This window comes from Nocardia sp. bgisy134 (genome assembly GCF_965341865.1).
In the GTDB taxonomy this organism is placed as follows: domain Bacteria; phylum Actinomycetota; class Actinomycetes; order Mycobacteriales; family Mycobacteriaceae; genus Nocardia.
The window spans coordinates 301,322-324,409 of sequence record NZ_CBDQZP010000005.1; the positions used below are offsets into that span (position 1 = coordinate 301,322).

Here is a 23,088-nt window from a genome sequence, read left to right on the forward strand (position 1 = left end):
ACTGCACTGATAATGTAGAAATACTTCATGTTTGGGAAGGGGTGCGCCGGTGCCTATCGAGCCGCAAGGTCCGCCGATGTCCGTGGACCGGCTGCGGGTGCTGCGCGAATTCGCCGACCGCGGCACCATTTCGGCCGTGGCGGAGGCGCTCTCCATGACGCCGTCGGCGGTCTCCCAGCAACTGAAGACGCTGGCCAAGGAGGCCGGTGTCGCGCTGCTGGAACCGGACGGCCGCCGCATCCGGCTCACCGATGCCGGGCAGGCACTGGTGGTTCGCGCCGACGAGGTCCTCGCCGCCGTGGACCGGGCGGTGGCGGAGATGGCGCACTACCGCGGCTCCCCGCGCGGGCGGGTGCGCGTCGCGCTGTTCCCGTCCGGCGCCGCTTTGCTGCTGCCACTGGTGCTTCCGGCGCTGGCGGGCAGCGATGTCGATGTCGTCGCCCGCGACGAGGACGTGCCGCCGAGCGGCGTGCCGCGCCTGCTCGCCGACTACGACATCGTGCTGACCCACCGCGACGAGCGTTCCGGATCGGTCGCCGGGCCGCGCATCGCCACACGCTTCCTCATGCGCGAGCCCATCGACGTGGTGGTCGCGCCGACGCACCGGCTGGCCGGGCAGTCCTCGGTGACCCCGGCCGAGCTCGCCGAGGAGACCTGGCTGAGCGTGCGCGGCGGCTTCCCGGTGGACGACGTGCTCGAATCGATCGCCACCGTGACCGGGGTGCAGCCGCGCATAGCGCAGCGGCTCAACGACTTTCGCGTCATCGAGACGCTGGTGGCGTCCGGCTACGGCGTCGCGCTGATGCCACGCTTCGCGGTCGCGCACCCGGATCTCGCGGTGCTGCGGCTCGCCGGTGTGCGGGCCGCTCGCAACTACGACCTGGTCACCCGTCCGCACGCCGAGCGACGGCCCGCGATCGCCACCGTGCTAGCGGCTTTTCGCGCCGCGGCGGAGCAAATCACCGCGGAGTAGCAGCCGGGAGTGTGGCCGCGGCAGCGCAGGCCGTCCCGCGCAGGCCGTCCCGCGCAGGCCGTCCCGCGCAAGCCAGCCCGCGCGAGCGGGCCTGTGCGAGCGGGTCTCCGGGAGCGGGTCTGCGGGACCGTGTCACCGTCCGTGCGGTTCGCTTCAGGCCGCGCCGAGAAACGACCATGGCCCGGCGAGTTCGACTGCCGGGCCGCGACTTTCGCTCAGCGAAACCCCATCGGTCCCGGGTGCTGGTACTGCTGGGCGCCGATGTATCCGAAATCGTCGGCCACCATCGCGGCCAGCTCGAGCAGGGCCCGCCGGGTCGGCTTGCTGACCAGCTCCAGGTCGATCTCGGCGCCTTCGGCGAGGTGATCGTCGAAGGGCACCACCTGTACCGCGCGGGTGCGGTCGAGGAACAGCTTGCGCAGCTGATCCAGGTCGACGGTGGAGGCGCCGCGGCGCGAGGCGTTGACCACCACCACGGTGCGCTCGACGAGCTTGCCGTAGCCGTGGTGGTCGAGCCAGTCCAGCGTGGCCGAGGCGCTGCGCGCGCCGTCGATGGCGGGGGAGGTCACCAGCACCAGCGAGCTGGCCATGTCGAGCACGCCCGCCATGGCCGAGTGCATCAGACCGGTGCCGCAGTCGGTGAGGATGATGTTGTAGAACGACTGAAGGATGCCGATCGCCTTGCGGTAATCGGCTTCGCTGAACGCCTCGGACACGGCAGGGTCCTGTTCGGACGCAAGCACTTCCAGACGGCTCGGGGCCTGTGAGGTGTGCGCCCTGACGTCGGAGTACCTGGAGATCTGCTGGTCTTCGAGCAGGTTGCGGACGGTGGAGCGGGTCTGCCGCGGCACTCGATGCGCCAGCGTGCCGAGGTCGGGGTTGGCGTCGATCGCGATCACCCGGTCACCGCGCAGCGAGGAGAAGGTGGAGCCGAGACCGACCGTGGTGGTGGTCTTGCCGACGCCGCCCTTGAGCGAGAGGATCGCGATCCGATAGTCGCCGCGCACCGGCTGATTCACCCGGTCGACGAGATCGCGGAAGACGACGTCCGCCGCGGATTCGCCCGGATTGATCATGCCGCCGGAGGCCTTGTGGACGGCGCGACGCCACCCGCTGCGCGGCGCCCGGCGGGCCCGCTTCAGCAGGTTGAGGTCGTTGACCGAGTGACCGGGCTGGCCCGGCTGCGGCACGTGCTGCGGCTGGAACGGCTGATGCTGCGCCTGCTGCGGGGGCGGACCGCCCTGCCACTGCTGGCCGGGGCCGGTCAGCCCGGGCGGAATCTGTCCGGGACCGGTCAGCCCGGGCGGAATCTGTCCAGGGCCGGTGACTCCCGGCGGAATCTGTCCGGGGCCGGTGACCCCGGGCGGCGTCGGGCCGAGCGGCGGCTGACCCATGGGCGCGGGCGGCTCCTGGTACATCGGCTGCGGCGGCTGGACCGGCATGGGCGGCGGCGCCCAGCTGTAGATCGGGCCGTTCGGTTGATCCTGTGCCGCACCGGCTTCCGGCGCTCCGCCCTGCGGAACGCGCCTGACCAGGCCGTCCGGGCCGATCTCCTGGCGGTACTCGCCGTACGGCGCGCCCTGCCGGTCGGGGCCGGGCGGCGGCGGAAGGTGTTCGGGGCCGGGCTGATACGGCCCACCCTGGTAGGGAGCGGGGCCCTGCGGCGTGAACTGGCCGGTGCTGAACGGACCGTACGACTCCGGCGGTGCGGGCGGCGCGGGCGGCGCGAAGCCCTCGACGGGACCGTAGCCGGGCGGGGCGACGGGCTGCGGGTACACGCCGGTGGGGTCGCTCGGCCCCGCCGCAGCTGGAAAGCCGGTGGGCTGCCCCGGTTCCTGCGCGGTGTCGGCCTGCTCTTCGGGCTCCTTGCCCGAGGGGACTTCCTGCGCTGCCGCAGTGTCCTTTTCGGGAGCCTCGGTGGGTTGCTCGTTGGTTTCGTCCTGCGCCACATGCGATCCGGAGGGTTCGGCAGTGACTGCGGCCGTATCCACCGAATGACTCTGCAGCCAGGGCGGAGAGGTCGGATTGTGGTCGTTGTGTGTCACAGTTCCCCCATCTGCTCGGGATCGAGCAGAGAGCTCGGCGCTTGAATGCAAACCAACGCTAGCAGGTGAGCAAACCTCCGCGCAGGCTGTGCCCAGCTCCCGCGGCGGCCCTACCCTGGCGCAATGACCTTCGAGGCGCCGATGCTACTGCGCTGTGACGGCGAGCCTTTCGCCACGATCGTCCGGTACGGCTACGAGAGGCCGTGGGCAACGGCGCGGCTGCACGCGGACGATCCGGACGAGCTCGACAGAGCGAATCGAGCTGCCGCGCTGGACCGGTGGTCGTGCGAGCAGGCCGAGGTGCTGATTCCCTGGACTTCCTCGAAGACCACATCCAGTGGCGCTGGTGATGTGGCCGGGGTCCGTACACCCCGGCCACATCGGACGCGTCAGTTCGCGGCGGCGCGGTTGACCGCGGACACGACCGCGCGCAGCGAGGCGGTGGTGATGGAGGTGGCGATGCCGACGCCCCAGACCACCTTGTCGCCGACCGCGCATTCCACGTAGGCGGCGGCCTGCGCGTCGTCGCCCGCCGACATGGCGTGCTCGGAGTAGTCCAGCACCCGTACGTCGTAGCCGACGGTGGAGATGGCGTCCACGAACGCGGCGAGCGGTCCGTTGCCGTTGCCGGTGACCTCGTGTTCGACGCCGTCCACCTTCACCGTCGCGGTGATGGAGTCGACGCCGCCGTCGGTCTCCGACGCGGTGACCCGCTGGCGCATCCGCTCCAGCGGCCGGATCGGGGCCAGGTACTCCTCGTGGAAGACGCCCCACATCTCCTTCGGCGTGACCTCGCCGCCCTCGCCGTCGGTGATCCGCTGGATCGCCTGGGAGAACTCGATCTGCAGGCGGCGCGGCAGCGCCAGGCCGTGATCGGTCTTCATGATGTAGGCGACGCCGCCCTTGCCGGACTGCGAGTTGACCCGGATGACCGCCTCGTACGTGCGCCCGACGTCCTTCGGGTCGATCGGCAGGTAGGGCACCTCCCACACGATGTCGGAGACGTCGGCGTTCTGTGCGTCGGCCACGGCCTTCATCGCGTCCAGGCCCTTGTTGATGGCGTCCTGGTGGCTGCCGGAGAACGCGGTGTAGACCAGGTCGCCGCCGTACGGGTGGCGCTCGTGCACGGGCAGCTGGTTGCAGTACTCGACGGTGCGGCGGATCTCGTCGATGTCGGAGAAGTTGATCTGCGGGTCGATGCCTCGGGAGAACATGTTCATGCCCAGCGTGACCAGGCAGACGTTGCCGGTCCGCTCACCGTTGCCGAACAGGCAGCCCTCGATGCGGTCGGCGCCCGCCTGGTAGCCCAGCTCGGCGGCGGCCACGGCGGTGCCGCGGTCGTTGTGCGGGTGCAGCGACAGCACGATCGACTCGCGACGGGCCAGGTTGCGGCTCATCCACTCGATCGAGTCGGCGTAGACGTTCGGCGTCGCCATCTCGACGGTGGCGGGCAGGTTGATGATCAGCGGCTTCTCGGGGGTCGGCGCGATGATCTCGGAGACCGCGTCGCAGACCTCCAGCGCGTACTCCAGCTCGGTGCCGGTGTAGGACTCCGGGCTGTACTCGTAGCGCCAGTTGGTGTCGGGGTAGCGCGGCTCGATCTCCAGGCACAACTTCGCCGCGTCGGTGGCGATCTTCTTCACCGCGTCGCGCTCGGCGCGGAACACCACTCTTCGCTGCAGGATGGAGGTCGAGTTGTAGAAGTGCACGATGACGTTGGCCGCGCCCGCGCAGGCCTCGAAGGTGCGCTCGATCAGCTCGGGGCGACACTGGGTCAGCACCTGGATGCTGACGTCGTCCGGGATCGCGCCGTCCTCGATGATCTCGCGGACGAAGTCGAAGTCGGTCTGGCTGGCCGACGGGAAGCCGACCTCGATCTCCTTGTAGCCCATCCGCACCAGCAGGTCGAACATGCGGCGCTTGCGTGCCGGGCTCATCGGGTCGATCAGTGCCTGGTTGCCGTCGCGCAAATCGACGGCGCACCAGCCGGGCGCCCGGTCGATGATCTTGTCCGGCCAGGTACGGTCGGGCAGCGTGATCGGCTCGACCTCCTCGGCGAACGGACGGTACCGGAAGGTCGGCATGGAGGAGTTCTTCTGCGCGTTCCAGGCGGGCTGGTCGGCAGGCGTGGCCTTGCTCGGAGCGGTGATCGTGCGTGAGCCGGATACGAAGGCGTCAGCAGGGGACATGCGATTTCTCCAGGGTTTGGGGGTTCCCAGTTATGGGGCGACCGGCAGGCGAAACCCCGCGACGGGAGCCGGTCCGATCAGACCCCGTCGCGGCGGCCGAGAAGAAGTGCCCGCTGCATGATGGCGACGAGTTTACCGTGTCGCGGCGCGGCGCTGGAAGCCTGGTCCGATTGCGCGTGGTATGCGGGGCTGCCGATAGCGTGCCTGACGAACTGAACGCTTGTACGGACCAGCCGGTCCGACGGGACGTCGAAGGAACGTAATCGGATGAGTTGGCTCGAACTACTTGCCGTCTTCGGGGCGGGCATCGCCGCGGGTGGGATCAACACCATCGTCGGCTCAGGCACCTTGATCACTTTCCCGGTCCTGCTGGCCTTCGGGTTGCCTCCGGTGACCGCGAACGTCTCGAACACCATCGGCCTGGTGCCGGGTTCGATCAGCGGCGTGATCGGCTATCGGCGCGAACTGTCGGGCCAGCGCGCCCGGTTGCTCCAGCTCGGCACGGCCTCGCTGCTCGGCGGCATCACCGGCGCGGTGCTGCTGCTCGTCCTGCCCGCCGACGCGTTCAAGGCGATCGTGCCGGTGTTGATCATCATCGCGCTGATCCTGGTGGTGGTGCAGCCGCGGCTGGCGGCGTGGGTGAAGCGGCGACGTGAGAACGGCGACGCGGCCGTGCCCGAGCACGGCGGGCCGATCCTGCTCGCGGCGGTGTACGCCACGGGCATCTACGGCGGCTACTTCGGCGCCGCGCAGGGCGTGCTGCTGATCGGTTTGCTCGGCATCTTCGTGCACGATGACATCCAGCGGCTCAACGGCGTGAAGAACGTGCTCGCGCTCATCGTCAACGCGGTCTCCGCGGTGATCTTCATCGTGGTCGCCGAGGTGGACTGGCAGGCCGTGGCGATGATCGCGGTCGGCTCCATCATCGGCGGGCAGCTGGGCGCGCGCGTCGGCAGGCGGATGCCGCCGAACGTGCTGCGCGCCGTCATCGTGGTGGTCGGCAGCATCGCGGTGGTGCGCCTGCTGACGTCCTGAACCGTGTACACCCGCGCCGACGCGGCGCCGACGACAGGAGAACCATGGCGCTGGAGATGCGGACGGCGTGCGAGCGCTGCGGCGCGGCGCTCGTCGCGGACGGCCCGGCGGTGATCTGTAGCTACGAGTGCACGTTCTGCGTGGCGTGCGGGCACGCCATGGACGGCGTGTGCCCGAACTGTTCGGGTGAACTGGTGGCCAGGCCGCGGCGGACAGCCGGATGACCGGGCACGGACGGGCGGCGAGGCCGGGGATCTCAGGGGGGAATTCCTCACTGAGGATGACGACGCACGCGGGGCTGGAGGCACAGGATGGTTGGCGTGCGTAGGTGGAAGTTCGTGCTGATCGTGCTCGCCTTGGCGGCGCCGGTGCTGACCGGATGCACCGGGACCCAGCGGGCGCCGGAGGTCTTCGAACTGGTCCAGCAGGCCGACGCGGCCCCGACGCCGCGCCTCGAGTGGCAGCCGTGCGCGGACGCCGATCTGCGCGGTTTCGACTGCGCGAGCGCCGCGGTGCCGCTGAACTACGCCGAACCCGCGGGCAAGACCATCGAGCTCGCGGTGGTCAGGCAGCCCGCCACCGATGCCGAGCAGCGGATCGGCACCCTGTTCACCGCGGTCGGCGGACCGGGCGGATCCGGTCTCGACTGGGCGCGCCAAGGCGAGCTGCTGTCCGGCGAGCTCAGCGAGCGCTTCGACGTGGTGACCTTCGATCAGCGCGGCATCGGCGGCAGCGCTCCGGTGCGCTGTTTCGCCGACGACGAGCAGCAGCGACGTTTCTGGGACGCCGCGCTCGTCCCGCCCGCGAACGCCGACGAGGAACGCGCCGCCGAGCAGGCCGCGCGGGCCCTCGCGCAGGGCTGCGCGCAGCACAGCGGCGAGCTGCTCGGGCACCTCACCACGGTCGACGCGGCGAGGGACTTGGATCTGCTGCGCCGCGCGGTCGGCGAGGAGCAGCTGACCTACACGGGTGGGTCCTACGCCAGCTACCTGGGGCAGGTGTACGGCGCGCTGTTCGGTGAGCGGGTGCGCGCGCTCCAGCTGACCTCGTTGATCGACCCGAAGACCTACACCGGCGATGCCCGCGCCGAGGTCGTCGGCACGGCGGCGGGCACCGCCGAGGTGCGCGCGGAATTCCTGCGGTTGTGCGCGGTGGCAGGAAAGGCCAAGTGCGCCTTCGCCGGTGGCTCGGAGCGGTCCGACCTGACCGGGCCCGCCGCGCCGCCGGAACGGCCCGAGAAGGCGGGTAGCGCCGGGCCGGTCGACCAGACCACCACCACCCAGCCCGCCGATGCCGCGGCGGATCGGTTGCGCGCCAGGGACGACGCCCTGCTCGAGCGCCTGCGGCAGGGCCCGATCACGGTCGGTGCGGGCGAACAAGCGTTGTCGGTGCGCTACAGCCAGGTCGTGCAGACGCACGCGACGATGCTCTACGACCCGGAGCGCGGCTGGCCCGCCCTCGCCGATCTGCTCATCGAACTGGAGCGCGGCCCGGCGGGCGATCCGGCGAAGGTGCGCCAGGTCCTGGCGGCGGGCGCGCCCGACTACGACTTCCTCGACTCCTTCACCGCGATCACCTGCGCCGACCAGAGCGCGGGCTGGCGGCCCGCCGACTGGCAGGCCCTGTCGCACGACGTCGCCGCCGCCGCACCGCTTTTCGGCCCGTTCTGGCTGGCCCTGCACCAGCCGTGCACGGTGTGGCCCGCCCCCGAGGACGGCTATCCGCAGCGCCACACCGGTCCGTGGACGCTCGGCTCGGACAAACCCGCGCTGTTGCTCAACAACCGCTTCGACCCGGTGACGCCGGCGACCTTCGCCAAGGACGCGCAGCAGGAGTTGGTCAACGCCAGGCTGGTCGTGGTGGCCGACGGTTACGGTCACAATCCGGGCGGCTACTGCGTGCGGCATCTGCGCGAGCGGTATCTCGTCGATCTGCAACTGCCCGCACCGGGCGCCACCTGCACCGCCGATCGGCAGCCGTTCGCGTCCTGACCCACGCCGTCGCTCGCGGGGACAGTGACGTTTCACAGTCGATGGCCTACTCCCGGTCAGGCGCGCTATTCTGCGCTCGGCCATGCGTGATGAGGGAGGTGGCCTGGTGCGCAGACGCGCCTTGTTCAAGGCGGCGGGTTTGGCAGCGCTTTTCGGCGCTGTGGGATCGACGCTCGACGCGCGGCCGGCGGCCGCGGACCCGGTCTGGCACACGATGTTCCGCGATTGGGTACCGGAAATCTTTGCGCCCCTTCCCGATCCACCCGAGCATTCGCCCGCGATCGTGATCGGCTCCGGCTTCGGCGCGGCGGTCACCGCGCTGCGGCTGGCCGAGGCGGGCGTCGTCAACACCGTGCTGGAGCGCGGATCGCGCTGGCCGAACGACCCGTGGCGAGAGATCTTCACCGGGGACGACCTGCCCGACGGCCGCGGCTTCTGGCACCGCACCGATTTCACGGGCGTCACCAAGGTGCCGATGCATTTCGCCAAGTTCGGCGGCGTGCTCGACTGCACCGAGTACCCCGGCATCGACGTCTGGCGAGCCGCGGCGGTCGGCGGCGGCTCGGTGATCTTCTCCGGTGCGATGATCGCGCCGGAGCGGCGCTTCTTCGACGAGGTCTTCCGCGGCTCGGTCGCCTACGACGAACTCGACCGGGTCTACTACCCGCGGGTGCGGCAGATGTTGCGGCTGGACCCGATTCCGTCCGACATCTACGCCTCCGCGCCGTTCGCGCACTCCCGCGCCTGGGACGACCAGGTGCGCAAGGCCGGATACCAGCCCCAGCCCAATGATTCGATCTTCACCTGGGACATCCTGCGCGCCGAGCTGGCGGGCGCCATGCGGCAGTCGGCCACCGTCGCGCGCAGCAACCTGGGCAACTCGAACGGCGCGAAGTTCGACCTCAACCAGAACTACCTGCGATACGCGCAGGACACCGGAAGGTCGGCGGTGTTCCCTGGGCACCGGGTCGACTCCATCGGCAAGGACGGCGGCCGCTACACGGTCGTCGTCAGCAAGCTCGCGCCGACCGGCGAGGTGCTCGGCAAGCGCACGCTCACCTGCGACCGGCTCTTCCTCGGCGCGGGCTCGATCGGCACCTCCGAATTGCTGGTCCGGGCACGGGCCACGGGAACGCTGCCGGATCTCAACGAACACGTCGGCGAGGGCTGGGGCACCAACGGCGACGTGGTGCTCGCGCGCGGCGCCAGCTCGGTGGCCGGACACGGCCAGGGCGTGCCGAGCGCCAGCCGCATCATGGACGAATCGACCGTGCCGGTCACCCTGGAGAACTGGTACATCCCCGGCATCCCGTTCGAGACGGGCGCGCTCGCCTCGCTCGGCATGGTGCTCGATCCGGCGCGCAGCCGTTTCGGCTACGACCGGGGCAGCAACTCGGTCGGGCTGTCCTGGTCGACGCGCAATCGCGACGAGGTGGTCTCCGCCGCGCGCGCCGTCGATCGCCGCATCGCCGAACGCGCCGACGCGCTCGTCGAATACGGCGCTCTCGGCTACGACGCGAACGCGTTGTTCACCGCGCACCCCTTGGGCGGCGCGGTGCTCGGCACGGCGACCGACGGCTACGGCCGGGTGCACGGCTACCCGGGTCTGTACGTGATGGACGGCGCGGCCATGCCGGGCAGCGCGGGCGCGGTCAACCCCTCGCTGACCATCACCGCACTGGCCGAACGCAACGTCGAGGAGATCATCCGTTCCGGTCGCTGAGGGCGAGGATTTGCCGAGAACGGCGTCCGGTCGGCGGTTTTCGGGCAGCAAGCCGATTACGCTCGGCGGGACCATCGGTGTCGAAGGGACGCATTCCGTGACAGCCCCCATCACCAGCTTCGAGCAGGCGCCGGACGCGGGGAACTATCCGCGTAAACCGCCCGCGCTGTGGATCGATTTCGTGATGCTCGCGCTGGCGGTCATCTCGGTGGCGCTGGTCGTGTGGATCACCTTCTTCTCGGTGTCCGACGAGACCTATCGGGTCGTCGTGCTGGTCGACTACACGATCTGCGCGGTGTTCGCCGTGGAGTTCCTGTGGCGCTGGCGCCGGGCGGGTTGGTCGTGGACGTTCCCGCTCATCTACTGGTACGAGGTCGTCGGCATGATCCCGGTGGCCAGCCCGCTGTTCCGTGGGTTCCGGCTGCTGCGCCTCGTGGTGATCGCCGTGCGGCTGGCACGCGTCGCCGACCGCGTTTTCGGCGACCGGGTCACGGCGGCGGTGGTGAACCGGTTCGTCATGACCATCGTCGACGTGATCAAGCGGCCGATGACCATCGCGGTGCTCGACGAGGTGGCCCATGTGCTGCGCACCGGGCATTACACCCGCAATATCGCCGCCGCGCTCGAGGAGAACCGCGCGGAGATGGACGAGATGATCCTCGAGCTGATCAAGAAGGATCCGCAGGCGGGAAAGGTCCGCTACATCCCGTTCCACGACGACATCATCCGGCTGATCGCCGACACCAGCTTCCGCATCGTCTTCCAGGTGCTCGCCGACCCGCGCACCGACGAGCTGGTGTCGGACATGATCAGGGAGAACGTGGATCAGATTCGCCAGGCCGTGCGCGACGGGGTGCGCGTCGAGCCTGCCGCCTACGGCCCGACGCCCCACGAACGCACGCTGCGTTATCTGCTGGCCAACGACAAACCGCTGCCGTGAGCGGCCGCGCGCGTCAGCCGGCGTGCGCGCCGTGCCGGATCTCGTCGCGCGGCTGCGCGTAGCGGACGGTCTCCCAGAGGATCAGCCCGACGAGCACCGCGCAGAGCAGGGCGAGTGAGGCGAGCGCGGGCAGCGCGCACGCCAACGGCGTGAGCGCGAGCAGCAGCACCGCCGCGACCACCCGCGACACGGTGACCGTGCGAGTCGCGTAGTGCTTGAAGCCCACCAGAGCGAGCAGATAGAGCACCACGCCGCCGTAGAGCGCGTAGAGCGGGATGCCGTACAGCGCGTCCTGCAGGGTGTGGTGGGAGGAGTCGCCGACGTAGTAGAGCACCTTCTTCATGCCGAGCGAGAGGGCGATGATGCCGACGACCATCGGAAAGTGCCAGTACGTATAGCAAGTGCGGGCGATCTTGATCTGGCGTTCGCCCTGGGCGCGCTTCAGTTCGTGTTCCACCGAGATCGCCGCGACGTCGAAGTAGGCCCACCACAGCAGGCCGGAGACCGCGAGCCCGAGCATCGAGGCGAGCGCGATCGGCCAGGAGATCGGCAGCCCGGCAACGCCGATGCCGATGGAGACGATCGATTCGCCCAGCGCGACGATGATGATCAGCCCGTGCCGTTCGGCGAAGTGAGCGGCCGAATTGACGCGCCAGTCCTCGCCGGCGAGCATCGTCCACAGCATGTCGCCGACGATCGCCGCGATCCACAGTCCGATCTGGACCGCGCCGGTGGTCGTCGCGGCGATCACCAGCAGGGTGGTGCCGATGGTGATGGAGCCGAGCCCCCATTTCACGAGCTGCCCGCGCAGCTGGGCGTCCTCGGTGCTGGCCATGTAGAACACCGCCAGGTGCACCAGCCGCACCAGCAGGTAGGCGATCGCGAAGACCAGCGGGCCGAACCAGCCGCCGTCCATATCGCGGAAGGCTTCCGGAATGGTCAATGCCGCGAGGAACGCGCCGCCCATCGCGACGAACATCGCCACCCTGGTGAAGCCCTCGTCGGCGCGGACCACATTGCCCAGCCACGCGTAGGCGATCCACACCCACCACATGACCGCGAGCACCAGCAGTGCGCGCAGCATGTTCTTGGCGCTGGTGTCGCCTGCCGCCAGGGCGGTCACCATCGTGAACGCGAAAACCAAGACGAGGTCGAAGAACAGTTCGAGCTGAGTTACCGTGGCGCCTTCGGCAACCGGTCGGAACCGAACCCGTTTCGTACCGATCATGATTCACATCGTCGCACCCCGGCGAGTCCAGCGCGGTCCGGAAAGCGGCGGCGACCGAGGGGTTTCGCTCAGAGCGTCATCGGGCGCCGTGAATTATGCGATATCGCTATATGAATTCATGCGCTATCGCTATATGGAATTGAAATTCTCGGATTCCCCGTAGCTTTCCGCGAATTCGATGAAGTTCTGCACCACCGTTTCATTCCAGCGTTGCACGGTGCGCTTCATCAGCAGGCCGGGGAGCGGGAGTCGAGAAGACAACTCCGAGTGGTACCAGACGTTGGTGCCGTTCGTGTCCTCGCTGACCTCGAACCAGCCGCCGCCACCGATGCCGCGGGAGCTGTCCACCACCGTCCAGGACGACCGTTTCTTCGTCCATTCGTATTCCAGCACCTGCAAATCGGAACTGCCGAGCACGTCGGCGGTGACGTAAACGCGGTGCGGCCGGCCGGATTCGTCGCGGGTCGCCACGCGCGCATCCTGGTACATCGACCATTCCGGGAGCAATTCGATGGCCGCCAGAGCGTCGAGAACATGGGTCGGACTTGCCTCGACGGTGAAGCGGATATCGGTTTTCGTGCGCATGCAATACCTCCGCCCCCCGGTGGATCGACTCGCCGATTCTGCACAGCGCTCTTCCGATCCGTCAACAAAGAGGTCTACGGTGTGAAAGCTACTGGTGAGTAGGCATTTGCGGGGGCGGGAACGACGTTCGCATCGGCTGGATGATCGGCGACCGTCGGGCTGCGCGGTGGTCGGCTCAGCGGCCCGCCGGGTTCGGCGGGCTGACCCGTCGCCTCTGGCGGGCGGCGCGGCATCGGCGCCTCGACGAGACGAGGCGCCGGATGATCACTTGATGTGCTCGATCACCGCGTCAGGGCCGGGATACACGAGGGATTCGTGCCCGTCGGTGAAGCGGACGACGTAGGGCGGCGAGCCTTCGGGTCCGCGGACCTCGACGATCTCGCCCTGGCGATCATGTTCCCCCACTACGTGTCCGTGTACGAGCAGTCGGTCTCCAACGTTCGCCTCCATCGGTCCATTATCGAATGGGCGTGACGGGCGTCACAAGGTTCCGGCGAATTCGCGAAAAGTCAAGAGTTCTGGACGAGTCTTTCCACCGCCGTCTCGATCAGATGTGCGCTCTGTTCCTCGGGGAAGATGTCCGGCAGCGTCAGCCGGTCGACGATCAGCCAGTTCAGCGCCAGGTAGAGCAGGCGGACGGTGTCGGCGTCGCCGGGTTGACCGGATTCCAGATGATTGCGCACGTTGAAGTCGAGGTCCTCGCGCACCCGCTCGGTGAGCACCGCGCGCAGTTCCGGCCTGCGGGTCGACTCCAGGCGTAGTTCGAGCATCGCGAGATAGCCGGTGCGGAACGCCTCGATGCGCGCGACGACCTCCTTCATCAGCTCGGTGATGTTGGCGCGGGTGCGCGGCCCGTCGGTCACCTTGGCCATGGTCTCGGCGCTCGGTTGCAGCCGCTCGTAGAACCTGCTGCCCACTTGGGTGAGCAGGTCGTCGCGGCTGGAGAAGTAGTTCGAGGCCGTTCCCGCGGGCACGGTGGCCCGTTTGTCCACCGCGCGAAAGGTGAGCCCACGCGCGCCCTCGTCGGCGAGAACCTCGATCGCCGCGTCGATGAGCGCCTGTCGCCGCTCCGGGTTCGTCCGCATCTTGACACCACTCCATCCGTAGTACTACATTTCAAATCACTACAGACAGAGTACAACAACTCAGGTGGTCCAATGCGAAAACTTGTTTACTACGTCGCCGTCTCGCTGGACGGATACATCGCGGGCCCCGGCGGGGAGTTCGACTTCTATCCGCTCGCGGACGACATGTCCGCGTGGATCGATGAGCACTACCCGGAGCCGATGCCGACCTACCTCCGAGCGCAGACGGGGATGCCGGTGGATACACCGAACAAGAACTGGGACACAGTGCTGATGGGGCGCGGCACCTACGAACCCGGCCTCTCCGCCGGGGCGACCAGCCCCTTTGCGCACCTGAAGCAGTACGTCATCTCCAGCACCCTCGGTCCGAGCGGCGATCCAGCCGTCGAAGTCGTGGCGGGCGACCCGGTTGCCCTGGTGCGGGAGCTGAAGCAAGCGGATGGTCTCGACATCTGGCTGTGCGGTGGCGGCAACCTCGCGGCTCAGCTCGCCGACGAGATCGACGAACTGATGATCAAGAGCTACCCGGTCCTCGCGGGCGGCGGCATCCCCGCCTTCGCCGGTGCCTTCACGCCGACACTGTTCACCCCGAGCAGGCGCATGGAATTCAGCAACAACGCCCAGCTGACGTGGTACCGCCGCGCCTGAGGCGACCGCCCGCACCGAGTACTACTTCCCCAGAAAGCAGGATCTTCATGCGAAAGCTCGTCTACTTCGTCGGCATGTCCCTCGACGGCTACATCGCCGGTCCGGATGGCGGCATCGAGTTCTTTCCCGTGGCGCCGGACTTCTCCGAATGGCTCGCCGCCGAGTATCCGGAGACCCTTCCGACACACGCGCGTCCGCATTTCGGTCTCGCGGCCGATGCGCCGTGCAAGAACTTCGACACCCTGGTGATGGGCCGCGGCACCTACGACCCCGCCCTGGCCATCGGCATCACCAGCCCCTACCCGCATATGCGGCAGTACGTCGTATCCGGCACTCTCGGCCGGATCGACGACCCCACCGTCGAGTTGGTCGACGGCGATCCGGTGGATCTGGTCCGCCGGTTGAAGCAGGAGGACGGCATGGACATCTGGCTGGCCGGTGGCGGCAAGCTCGCGGGCGCGCTCATCGATGAGATCGATGAACTCGTCATCAAGAGCTATCCGGTCACGGCCGGTGCGGGCGTCCGTGCGCTCGACGGGCCGTTCCGGCCGACGCTGTTCACCCCGACCCGGCGCCAGGAGTTCGGCAACGGCACCCAGGTCACCTGGTTGACCAGGGCGTGAAAGTCAGCCGGCGTCGGTGAGGAACGACAGCCGGACCTGTCGTTCGGGGTTGTCCACATTCAGGTCGACCATGGCGATCGACTGCCAGGTGCCGAGCATCAGCTTCCCGCCGATGACCGGCACCGTGGCGTAGGGCGGGATCATCGCGGGCATCACGTGCGAGCGGCCGTGCCCAGGAGAGCCGTGCGCGTGCCGCCACCGGTCGTCGGCGGGCAGCAGGTCGCCGAGCGCGGCGAGCAGATCGTCGTCGCTGCCCGCGCCCAGTTCGATGATGGCGATACCGGCCGTCGCGTGCGGGACGAAGACGTGCAGCAGCCCGTCTCCGCCCGCCGCCGCGGCGAACTCCGCGCACTGCGGCGTGAGGTCGTGCACCACCTCGCGCCGCCCCGTCGTGACCGCGATCAGTGAGCTCTTCATGACCCCATCATGACCCGTTCGCGGGGCGGGGTCGTCGATCATTCGAGACTGCTTGCGTGTGTGTGCTTTTGCACAGCTCGGGGAGGTAGCGACAAATCGGATGGACGGCGGCCGGTAGTCTTGGGGGCTGTTACCAGCCGATTGTCGATCTTGGAGGACCCAGTCGTGGCTCTCGTTGTTCAGAAGTACGGAGGATCCTCGGTCGCTACCGCCGAGCGTATCCGGCGCGTCGCTGAACGGATCGTCGAGACCAAGAAGCAAGGCCACGACGTGGTGGTCGTCTGCTCGGCGATGGGCGACACGACCGACGAACTCCTCGATCTCGCCCAGCAGGTGGCGCCCGCGCCGCCCGCCCGCGAGATGGACATGCTGCTCACCTCCGGCGAGCGCATCTCCAACGCGCTGGTCGCCATGGCGATCCATTCGCTCGGCGCGGAGGCCCGCTCGTTCACCGGCTCGCAGGCGGGTGTGATCACCACCGGCGCGCACGGCAACGCGAAGATCATCGACGTCACCCCGAGCCGCCTGCGCGAGGCGCTCGACGAGGGCACCATCGTGCTGGTCGCCGGGTTCCAGGGCGTGAGCCAGGACAGCAAGGACGTCACCACGCTCGGTCGCGGCGGCTCCGACACCACCGCCGTCGCGCTGGCCGCGGCGCTGGAGGCCGACGTCTGCGAGATCTACACCGACGTGGACGGCGTCTTCACCGCCGACCCGCGGATCGTCTCCGACGCGCAGCGGCTCGAGCAGGTCTCCTACGAGGAGATGCTGGAGATGGCGGCCTGCGGCTCCAAAGTGCTGATGCTGCGCTGCGTCGAGTACGCGCGTCGCTACAACGTGCCCGTGCATGTTCGCTCGTCCTACACCGACAAGCAGGGCACCTACGTTTACGGATCGATGGAGGACATCCCCTTGGAGAAAGCAATCCTCACTGGCGTCGCGCACGACCGCAGCGAGGCCAAGGTGACCGTGGTCGGGCTGTCGGACGAGCCGGGATTCGCCGCCAAGGTGTTCCGTGCCATCGCCGACGCCGAGATCAACATCGACATGGTCCTGCAGAACATCTCCAAGGTGGAGACCGGCAAGACCGACATCACTTTCACACTGCCCAAGACCGAGGGCGCGCGCGCCGTCGAGATGCTCACCAAGCGCCAGGGTGAGATCGGCTTCTCTCAGGTGCTCTACGACGACCACATCGGCAAGGTGTCGCTGGTCGGCGCGGGCATGAAGAGCCACCCGGGCGTCACGGCGACGTTCTGTGAGGCGCTGGCCGACGCGGGCATCAACATCGACCTGATCTCCACCTCCGAGATCCGGATCTCGGTCCTGGTCAAGGACACCGAGCTGGACGACGCCGTGCAGGTGCTGCACCGCGCCTTCGATCTGGGCGGCGACGAGGTGGCCGTGGTGCATGCAGGAACGGGGCGATAAACCATGGGTATTCGAGTAGGAGTCGTCGGCGCGACCGGACAGGTCGGCGCCGTCATGCGGAAGCTGCTGGAGGAGCGCGACTTCCCGGCCGACGAGGTGCGGTTCTTCGCGTCCGCGCGCTCGGCGGGTAAGACGCTGCCGTGGCGCGGCGGCGAGATCGTGGTGGAGGACGCCGAGACGGCGGACCCCTCCGGCCTCGACATCGCGCTGTTCTCGGCGGGCGCCACCATGTCCCGGGTGCAGGCGCCGCGGTTCGCCGCCGCGGGCGTCACCGTCATCGACAACTCGTCGGCCTGGCGCAAGGACCCCGAGGTCCCGCTGGTGGTCAGCGAGGTCAACCCGGAGCAGACCCGCAACCTGGTCAAGGGCATCATCGCCAACCCCAACTGCACCACCATGGCCGCGATGCCGGTGCTCAAGCCGCTGCACGACGAGGCGGGCCTGACCAGGCTGGTCGTCTCCAGCTACCAGGCGGTCTCCGGTTCCGGCCTGGCCGGTGTCGACGAGCTGGCCTCGCAGGTGCGCGCGGTGATCGACGACGCCGAGAAGCTGGTGCACGACGGCAGCGCCGTGACCTTCCCCGCGCCGAACAAGTACGTCGCGCCGATCGCCTTCGACGTGATCCCGCTGGCCGGTTCGCTGGTCGACGACGAGTCCGGCGAGACCGACGAGGACCAGAAGCTGCGCAACGAGAGCCGCAAGATCCTCGGCATCCCCGAGCTCCTGGTGAGCGGCACCTGCGTGCGGGTTCCGGTCTTCACCGGCCACTCGCTGTCCATCAACGCCGAGTTCGCCAACCCGCTGTCGGTGGCGCGGGCCAAGGAACTGCTCGCCGGCGCGCCCGGCGTGAAGCTGGTCGACGTGCCGACGCCGTTGCAGGCCGCGGGCGCCGACGAGTCGCTCGTCGGCCGCATCCGCCAGGATCCCGGCGCGCCCGACGGTCGCGGTCTCGCGCTGTTCGTCTCCGGCGACAACCTGCGCAAGGGCGCGGCGCTCAACACCATTCAGATCGCCGAGGTGCTGCTCAGCGACCGCTGAGCCGGTTCGTCGCACCGGGCCGATCCGATCCGCCACCGGATCGGGTCGGCCCGGTGGTCGTATCGGGGGCTGGCACAATCGCTTCGGTAAGCGAGGTCGGCGTGGAGAGGTGTGGCCGGTGGGTTCGTATGTCGCCGTGCACATCGCGGACTGGCCGCGGCTGGCGCGGACGGTGTCCGAGCGGGCGCCGCGGCGGTTCGCGGACTTGGAGTGGCCCGACGAGGATCACCGCCAGCAGTACCCGATCGGCCTGCGCTGGCTGGACCGGACCGAGCAATGGATCGCCGAGTACCGTTTCCACGCCTACAGTTCCGCCGCGCTGCACTCCGAATTCGAAGCGGTGTGGCGCGATGCCCGCCTCTTCGTGCCGTGGGACGCACCGCCCGAGACGGCCGAGCTGATCACCGACACCGACCTGTTCCTTCGCGGCCTCTACGGCGCCGACCTGCCCGTCGAGCCCGCCGCTCACCAGCCGTGGAGCGGGCACAGCGACACCATCCGGCCCACCACCTGGCTCGCCCACTCACCGGCGCACCTGGCCACCCTCGCCAACCTGTGGGGCCGCATCGCCTCACGCATCTCCGACCTGCATCCCCACCTCGACCGCGAAACCGCCAACCGCCACCGCATCACCACCCCCGCCATCTTCGAACGCCTGCTGCGCGACTGGGGCGAGGTGGTCCACGAAGCCGACACCCGCCGTTGGGGACTGCTCGTCGATATGTGGTGACCGGGCCACCGCACGTGCGCACGCGGTACGGAAAGACGGATCGTTCGTGCCCGAGAGGTCAGTGGATGCCGGGGGTGCGGGGGTCGTGGCCGAGGCAGACGACGATGAAGCAGCCCGGTGCGATATCCGCGAACGGGGGCGCGAGCTGGTAGTTCAAGCAGGAGAAGACATTGCAGCCCGGGTAGGCGGCCGGGCCGATGCCGAAGACCGCGAGCAGCAGGTTCGCGTCGACGAGCCGGCGCGGGTCCAACCGAATCGTCGGCTCGACGTACGGTCCTGGATCGGGGACGGGACTCTCGGGCATGGCGGCGAAGAGCATGCGGAAGAACTCGTACGGCAGTTCATCGGTGTTCTGCACGATGCCGGAGACGCCGTAGCTGCTGACGTTGCCGAAGACGCCGGTCCACACCACCATCAGGTCGAGCGAGGGCAGCACGAAAACGTTCTGCAAACCGAGCCCGGCCATCATGTACATGTCGGGCGGCATGAACGAGGGCGATTCCGCGCAGTCGGGGCCGAGCCAGAAGAGGTAGCCGTAGCACGGGTTCGGCCGGGACGGCGTCAGCGCCATTCGGAGATACTCTTCGGACACGAGTTGGTCTGCGCCCCAGCGGCCTTCGTTGCTCACCAGTAGGCCGAGCTTGGCGAGATCGTTCGGCGGGATCATCAGATGCGCGTAGCCGTAGGTATTTCCGGCGCGATCCTTGGCCCAGTAGTAGTCGCTGCGCAGAATGCCGAGCGGGTCGAACAACTCCCGCTGCGCGAACTGCTGAAATGGCTCGCCGATGGCCAGTTCGATGACGAACGTCAGCAGGTCGACGTTGCGCTGGCTGTAGCTGAAGACGGTGCCCGGCGGATTGTCCAGCGGCACAGCGAGCGCCTGCACCGCGCTGTGTGGATCGATGGGGACGACTCCGGTGATGCCCTCGGTGAGCACGCCCACCGTCATCCCGGAGGTCTCGGTGAGCAGGTCCTCGATCCGGATGGCGCGGTGCGCCGCGTCACCGAGGCCCGGGGGCAGGTACTTGTCGATCGGGGCGTCCAGATCGAGCAGGCCGCGGTCCCACGCGATGCCCGCGAGCAGCGAGACCACACTCTTGGTCACGCTCCAGACATTCCAGGCGACGTTGTCGGTCTTCGCGTTGTTCGGTCCCTCGCCGACCAGGCAGTTGTGCCGAAAGACCTGAACGTTGAATCGGTTTCGGTGACTGGCGAACTCCAGTGCGGCGGTGAGCAGTTCGGCGTCGAATCCGGCTTGTTCCGGAGCCGCGCGCTGCGCTTCCCGGCCGGAGCTGACCTCGCAGCGCGCCTGTTTCACGGTGGCGGCAGGGGCCGCGTGTGCGGGCGCGCCCACGAGACTTCCCGCGACAAGCGACACCGCAGCGATTCCAGCGAGGAAACCACAGAAACGCCCCATGAGGATGAGGCTAGCGCGCCGGACCCGCGCGGACCGGCCAACAGGCAGAGGCGCGCGTCACGAAAATCGTGGCGGCTCAGCGTGCCCGGCGGGTCACCGCGTAGAGCGCGACGCCGAGCGCGAGGACCCCGGCTCCGACGAGAACCGACGCGAGCGGCAGCGCGGCCGCGACGATCACGCAGCCGAGCGCTCCGACCACCGGAATCCAGCGGGCGGGCCGATCCTCCGCCGCGGTGAGCGTGCCCGCCGAGACATTGGCGACGAGGTAGTAGACCAGCACGGTGAACGACGAGAAGCCAATGGCCGCACGCAGGTCGAAGCTCGCCGCGACCACGGCCACCACCGCGCCGACGACCAGCTCCGCCCGGTGGGGCACGCCGAAGCGAGGATGTACAGCGGCGAGTGCGTGCGGCAGGTACCGGTCGCGGGCCATCGCCAGCGTCGTGCGTGACACGCCGAGCACGAGCGCGAGCAGTGAGCCCGCCGCCGCGACCACCGCGCCGATCCGCACCACCGGCTCCAGCGCCGGAGCGCCCGCCTCCGAGACGACCCTGGCCAGCGGATCGGTCGCCGCCGCGAGCCCGGCCGAGCCGAGCACCGCGAGAGCGGCGGCGGCCACCACGACGTAGACCACCAGCGCGATGGCCAGCGCGAGCATGATGGCGCGCGGAATGGTGCGTCGCGGCTCGCGCACTTCCTCGCCGAGGGTGGCGATCCGCGCGTACCCGGCGAAGGCGAAGAACAGCAGCCCGGCCGCTTCCAGCACGTCGCGCGGGCCGATCCGGTCCGGCAGCGCTGTCGCGGCGGTGTGCGTGCCGGACAGGCCGATCGCCGCCACCATCGCGAGCACCGCGAGCACGACCGCGACGATGATCCGGGTGGCCAGCGCGGATTTCTGCACGCCGGTGTAGTTGATCGCGGTGATCGCCAGCACCGCGGCGACCGCGACCGCGCGGGACTGCTCGGGCCAGGCGTAGTGGCCGACGGTCAGCGCCATCGCGGCGCACGAGGCCGTCTTGCCCACCACGAACGCCCACCCGGCCAGATATCCCCAGAACGGGCCGAGCCGTTCCCTGCCGTACACGTACGTCCCGCCCGAGACCGGATAGCGCGCCGCCAACCGGGCCGAGGACATCGCGTTGCAGTACGCGAGCAACGCGGCGACGGCGAGCGCGAGGAGCAGCCACGAGCCTGCGGCCTCGGCCGCCGGTGCGAGCGCGGCGAAGATCCCGGCACCGATCATCGAGCCGAGACCGATCAGCACCGAGTCGGTGAGTCCGAGCCTGCGGTGCAGTGCCGAGTCGTACGAGGTCATGGCAGCATCTTGGACCGTTCAGGTTAACGGCGCTCGATAGGCGAAACGCCGCCAGGTCGGGGGGTAACCTGGCGGCGCCGCTGAGTCACCGGACGCCACGCCAGCGTCACGACTCGGGTGTCGACGTCCCACAAGCGCCTCTCGGCGAGTGGTCGCTCGAAGCGACGAAGGGTGCGGCCCGGGGCTGTTCCGGACGCCGACAGTGACCTTCAACGGGCTCCCGGATGGAACTATTCCGACGCTCGATTGTGGCGTGCATCACGTACGGCGCGCGGCATCGGGTGAGCGCGCGACGCGATGTTTCTGGAGGGTAACGGTTTAGGATCGTCGGGGTATTCGTGTGCTCGAACGGGGGACTGCCGTGACCGATGATCCGGTGCTGGTCGAAATGCTTGCCGCGCTGGACCGGAGCCCTGACGTGCTCGCTCTGCGGTTGCGGGTGATCGAACTGCTCGCCGAGCGCGGCCGCCACGCCGAGGCGCTCGCCCAGTGCGGCGCGGCGCTGAGCCAGGAGCCGGGCAACGCGCGGGCCGTGGAACTGCTCCAGCAGTGCACCGCCGCGCTCGCGGGCGGCGCCGCATCGGCCGCGACCGCGCCGCAGGCCGAAAGTTCGCCCGCCGCAACGACTCCCGACGGCTCCGCGCCGGACGTCGAACCCGCTCCCCAGGCGGAGCCCGAAACGGCTGCCGCTGACTACGACTGGGCGGCCGCCGAGGACCAGGTGTCCGACATCGTCGCACCGGCCTTCGTCGACTCGGGCCCAACGGAATACGCCGCCGCCACTGATACGGGCCTGTTCTCCCGCGCCAAGGTGACGCTGGCCGATGTCGGCGGCATGGAGGAAGTCAAGCGACAGCTCGACCTCACTCTGCTCGGCCCGCTGCGAAACCCCGAGCTGGCCAAGGCATTCGGCACCTCGGCGCGCGGCGGCCTGCTGCTGTACGGCCCGCCCGGCTGCGGCAAGACCTTCATCGCCTCGGCGGTGGCGGGCGAGCTCGGCGCGAATTTCTATCCGATCGAGATCGCCGACATCCTCGACATCTACACCGGCGCCAGCGAGCGCAACCTGCACAGCGTGTTCGAGGTGGCCCGTCGCAACGCGCCGTGCGTGCTGTTCCTTGACGAGGTGGACGCGCTCGGCCACAAGCGCAGCCAGATGTCCAGCTCGGCGACCATGCGCACCGTGGTGAATCAGCTGTTGAACGAGATGGATTCGGCCACCGTCGACAACGAGGGCGTCTACATCCTCGGCGCGACCAACCACCCGTGGGACATCGACGTCGCGCTGCGCAGGCCGGGGCGCTTCGACCGGATGATCCTGGTCGCGCTGCCTGATCCCGCCGCGCGCAAGGCGATCCTGCACTACCACCTGCGCGAGCGTCCGGTGGCCGGGATCGACCTCGGCGCGATCGCCGCGCGCACCGAGGGGTTCTCGGGCGCCGACCTGGCCCATGTCTGCACCTCGGCCACCCAGCTGGCCATGGCGGAATCGATCCGCACCGGCACTGTCCGGCCCATCGGTATGGCTGATCTGGAGGCCGCGATGGCCGCGATCAAGCCGAGTGCGGGCGCGTGGTTCGAATCCGCCCGCAACGTGGTCGAATTCGCCAACGGCGACGGCAGCTACGACGAGCTCGCCCTGTACATGAAGCGAATGAAGATGCGCTGAAAAGCC

At 68.9% G+C, this 23,088-nt stretch carries 21 protein-coding genes; 12 read left to right on the forward strand and 9 right to left on the reverse strand.

All coding sequences use genetic code 11. The features are described 5' to 3' along the window. The first annotated feature begins 76 nt into the window (after positions 1–76). A complete protein-coding gene (locus ACRWNM_RS12205) occupies positions 77–973 on the forward strand; it encodes a LysR family transcriptional regulator (RefSeq protein WP_431966670.1) in 897 nt (298 codons plus the stop codon). Between the two features lie 215 nt (positions 974–1,188). Here ACRWNM_RS12205 and ACRWNM_RS12210 read toward each other — a convergent pair whose 3' ends face one another. Beyond that, the gene (locus tag ACRWNM_RS12210; protein WP_431966672.1) at positions 1,189–2,964 is read right to left on the reverse strand and encodes an AAA family ATPase; all 1,776 of its coding nucleotides are present in this window, start codon (positions 2,962–2,964) and stop codon (positions 1,189–1,191) included. Positions 2,965–3,407: 443 nt separating this feature from the next. Beyond that, positions 3,408–5,207: a 2-isopropylmalate synthase gene (gene leuA, locus ACRWNM_RS12215; protein ID WP_431966674.1), complete on the reverse strand. Its 1,800-nt coding sequence runs from the start codon at positions 5,205–5,207 to the stop codon at positions 3,408–3,410. 267 nt (positions 5,208–5,474) lie between these two features. On the opposite strand from leuA, the gene ACRWNM_RS12220 reads away from it, so the two are divergent. The 5 genes from ACRWNM_RS12220 to ACRWNM_RS12240 all read left to right on the forward strand — a co-directional run bounded on the left by ACRWNM_RS12220 (position 5,475) and on the right by ACRWNM_RS12240 (position 10,896). Then, complete coding sequence (locus ACRWNM_RS12220) at positions 5,475–6,242, forward strand: sulfite exporter TauE/SafE family protein (protein ID WP_431966676.1); 768 nt, start codon at positions 5,475–5,477, stop codon at positions 6,240–6,242. Positions 6,243–6,286: 44 nt separating this feature from the next. Continuing rightward, the gene (locus tag ACRWNM_RS12225; RefSeq protein WP_431966678.1) at positions 6,287–6,466 is read left to right on the forward strand and encodes a DUF1272 domain-containing protein; all 180 of its coding nucleotides are present in this window, start codon (positions 6,287–6,289) and stop codon (positions 6,464–6,466) included. Between the two features lie 96 nt (positions 6,467–6,562). Further along, the gene (locus tag ACRWNM_RS12230; protein WP_431966680.1) at positions 6,563–8,233 is read left to right on the forward strand and encodes an alpha/beta hydrolase; all 1,671 of its coding nucleotides are present in this window, start codon (positions 6,563–6,565) and stop codon (positions 8,231–8,233) included. A gap of 82 nt (positions 8,234–8,315) precedes the next feature. Further along, positions 8,316–9,956, forward strand: a complete 1,641-nt coding sequence (locus tag ACRWNM_RS12235; protein WP_431966682.1) for a GMC oxidoreductase — start codon at positions 8,316–8,318, stop codon at positions 9,954–9,956. Positions 9,957–10,053: 97 nt separating this feature from the next. Then, positions 10,054–10,896 carry an ion transporter gene (locus tag ACRWNM_RS12240; RefSeq protein ID WP_431966684.1) on the forward strand — a complete coding sequence of 281 codons (843 nt, stop codon included), beginning with the start codon at positions 10,054–10,056 and terminating at the stop codon, positions 10,894–10,896. 13 nt (positions 10,897–10,909) lie between these two features. Here ACRWNM_RS12240 and ACRWNM_RS12245 read toward each other — a convergent pair whose 3' ends face one another. From ACRWNM_RS12245 to ACRWNM_RS12260, 4 genes are all read right to left on the reverse strand, one after another. Continuing rightward, on the reverse strand, positions 10,910–12,124 hold the full coding sequence (locus ACRWNM_RS12245) for a low temperature requirement protein A (protein ID WP_431966686.1): 1,215 nt from the start codon (positions 12,122–12,124) through the stop codon (positions 10,910–10,912). 129 nt (positions 12,125–12,253) lie between these two features. Next, the gene (locus tag ACRWNM_RS12250) at positions 12,254–12,709 is read right to left on the reverse strand and encodes an SRPBCC family protein (protein WP_431966688.1); all 456 of its coding nucleotides are present in this window, start codon (positions 12,707–12,709) and stop codon (positions 12,254–12,256) included. A gap of 264 nt (positions 12,710–12,973) precedes the next feature. Continuing rightward, positions 12,974–13,159, reverse strand: coding sequence for a DUF1918 domain-containing protein (locus ACRWNM_RS12255; protein WP_431966690.1), 186 nt, complete (start codon positions 13,157–13,159; stop codon positions 12,974–12,976). Between the two features lie 59 nt (positions 13,160–13,218). After that, complete coding sequence (locus ACRWNM_RS12260) at positions 13,219–13,794, reverse strand: TetR/AcrR family transcriptional regulator (protein WP_431966692.1); 576 nt, start codon at positions 13,792–13,794, stop codon at positions 13,219–13,221. 72 nt (positions 13,795–13,866) lie between these two features. Between ACRWNM_RS12260 and ACRWNM_RS12265 the strand changes: the two genes are divergently transcribed. Both ACRWNM_RS12265 and ACRWNM_RS12270 read left to right on the forward strand, forming a co-directional pair. Beyond that, a complete protein-coding gene (locus tag ACRWNM_RS12265) occupies positions 13,867–14,442 on the forward strand; it encodes a dihydrofolate reductase family protein (RefSeq protein WP_431966694.1) in 576 nt (191 codons plus the stop codon). A 47-nt stretch (positions 14,443–14,489) separates the two neighbouring features. Further along, positions 14,490–15,065 carry a dihydrofolate reductase family protein gene (locus tag ACRWNM_RS12270; protein ID WP_431966696.1) on the forward strand — a complete coding sequence of 192 codons (576 nt, stop codon included), beginning with the start codon at positions 14,490–14,492 and terminating at the stop codon, positions 15,063–15,065. A gap of 3 nt (positions 15,066–15,068) precedes the next feature. Here ACRWNM_RS12270 and ACRWNM_RS12275 read toward each other — a convergent pair whose 3' ends face one another. Further along, positions 15,069–15,482 (reverse strand): YjbQ family protein, encoded by a 414-nt coding sequence (locus ACRWNM_RS12275; RefSeq protein WP_431966698.1) that lies wholly within the window; start codon positions 15,480–15,482, stop codon positions 15,069–15,071. Between the two features lie 165 nt (positions 15,483–15,647). Here ACRWNM_RS12275 and ACRWNM_RS12280 point away from each other — a divergent pair, with 165 nt between their 5' ends. The 3 genes from ACRWNM_RS12280 to ACRWNM_RS12290 all read left to right on the forward strand — a co-directional run bounded on the left by ACRWNM_RS12280 (position 15,648) and on the right by ACRWNM_RS12290 (position 18,681). Continuing rightward, a complete protein-coding gene (locus ACRWNM_RS12280) occupies positions 15,648–16,913 on the forward strand; it encodes an aspartate kinase (RefSeq protein WP_431966700.1) in 1,266 nt (421 codons plus the stop codon). Positions 16,914–16,916: 3 nt separating this feature from the next. Then, entirely contained in the window at positions 16,917–17,951 is a 1,035-nt protein-coding gene (locus tag ACRWNM_RS12285; RefSeq protein WP_431966702.1) for an aspartate-semialdehyde dehydrogenase, read from the forward strand. A 118-nt stretch (positions 17,952–18,069) separates the two neighbouring features. Further along, positions 18,070–18,681 (forward strand): hypothetical protein, encoded by a 612-nt coding sequence (locus ACRWNM_RS12290; RefSeq protein ID WP_431966704.1) that lies wholly within the window; start codon positions 18,070–18,072, stop codon positions 18,679–18,681. 58 nt (positions 18,682–18,739) lie between these two features. Here ACRWNM_RS12290 and ACRWNM_RS12295 read toward each other — a convergent pair whose 3' ends face one another. Both ACRWNM_RS12295 and ACRWNM_RS12300 read right to left on the reverse strand, forming a co-directional pair. After that, the gene (locus ACRWNM_RS12295) at positions 18,740–20,035 is read right to left on the reverse strand and encodes a serine hydrolase domain-containing protein (protein ID WP_431966706.1); all 1,296 of its coding nucleotides are present in this window, start codon (positions 20,033–20,035) and stop codon (positions 18,740–18,742) included. A gap of 139 nt (positions 20,036–20,174) precedes the next feature. Beyond that, positions 20,175–21,413, reverse strand: a complete 1,239-nt coding sequence (locus ACRWNM_RS12300) for an APC family permease (protein WP_431966708.1) — start codon at positions 21,411–21,413, stop codon at positions 20,175–20,177. A 361-nt stretch (positions 21,414–21,774) separates the two neighbouring features. Here ACRWNM_RS12300 and ACRWNM_RS12305 point away from each other — a divergent pair, with 361 nt between their 5' ends. Then, positions 21,775–23,082, forward strand: coding sequence for an ATP-binding protein (locus ACRWNM_RS12305; protein WP_431966710.1), 1,308 nt, complete (start codon positions 21,775–21,777; stop codon positions 23,080–23,082). The last annotated feature ends 6 nt before the right edge of the window (positions 23,083–23,088 follow it).

Coding starts and splice junctions, on each gene's coding strand:
- ACRWNM_RS12205 (WP_431966670.1), top strand. CDS start 77: ATGTCCGTGGACCGGCTGCGGGTGCTGCGCGAATTCGCCGACCGCGGC.
- leuA (WP_431966674.1), bottom strand. CDS start 5,207: ATGTCCCCTGCTGACGCCTTCGTATCCGGCTCACGCACGATCACCGCT.
- ACRWNM_RS12220 (WP_431966676.1), top strand. CDS start 5,475: ATGAGTTGGCTCGAACTACTTGCCGTCTTCGGGGCGGGCATCGCCGCG.
- ACRWNM_RS12225 (WP_431966678.1), top strand. CDS start 6,287: ATGGCGCTGGAGATGCGGACGGCGTGCGAGCGCTGCGGCGCGGCGCTC.
- ACRWNM_RS12235 (WP_431966682.1), top strand. CDS start 8,316: ATGCGTGATGAGGGAGGTGGCCTGGTGCGCAGACGCGCCTTGTTCAAG.
- ACRWNM_RS12245 (WP_431966686.1), bottom strand. CDS start 12,124: ATGATCGGTACGAAACGGGTTCGGTTCCGACCGGTTGCCGAAGGCGCC.
- ACRWNM_RS12250 (WP_431966688.1), bottom strand. CDS start 12,709: ATGCGCACGAAAACCGATATCCGCTTCACCGTCGAGGCAAGTCCGACC.
- ACRWNM_RS12255 (WP_431966690.1), bottom strand. CDS start 13,159: ATGGAGGCGAACGTTGGAGACCGACTGCTCGTACACGGACACGTAGTG.
- ACRWNM_RS12260 (WP_431966692.1), bottom strand. CDS start 13,794: ATGCGGACGAACCCGGAGCGGCGACAGGCGCTCATCGACGCGGCGATC.
- ACRWNM_RS12265 (WP_431966694.1), top strand. CDS start 13,867: ATGCGAAAACTTGTTTACTACGTCGCCGTCTCGCTGGACGGATACATC.
- ACRWNM_RS12270 (WP_431966696.1), top strand. CDS start 14,490: ATGCGAAAGCTCGTCTACTTCGTCGGCATGTCCCTCGACGGCTACATC.
- ACRWNM_RS12275 (WP_431966698.1), bottom strand. CDS start 15,482: ATGAAGAGCTCACTGATCGCGGTCACGACGGGGCGGCGCGAGGTGGTG.
- ACRWNM_RS12285 (WP_431966702.1), top strand. CDS start 16,917: ATGGGTATTCGAGTAGGAGTCGTCGGCGCGACCGGACAGGTCGGCGCC.
- ACRWNM_RS12300 (WP_431966708.1), bottom strand. CDS start 21,413: ATGACCTCGTACGACTCGGCACTGCACCGCAGGCTCGGACTCACCGAC.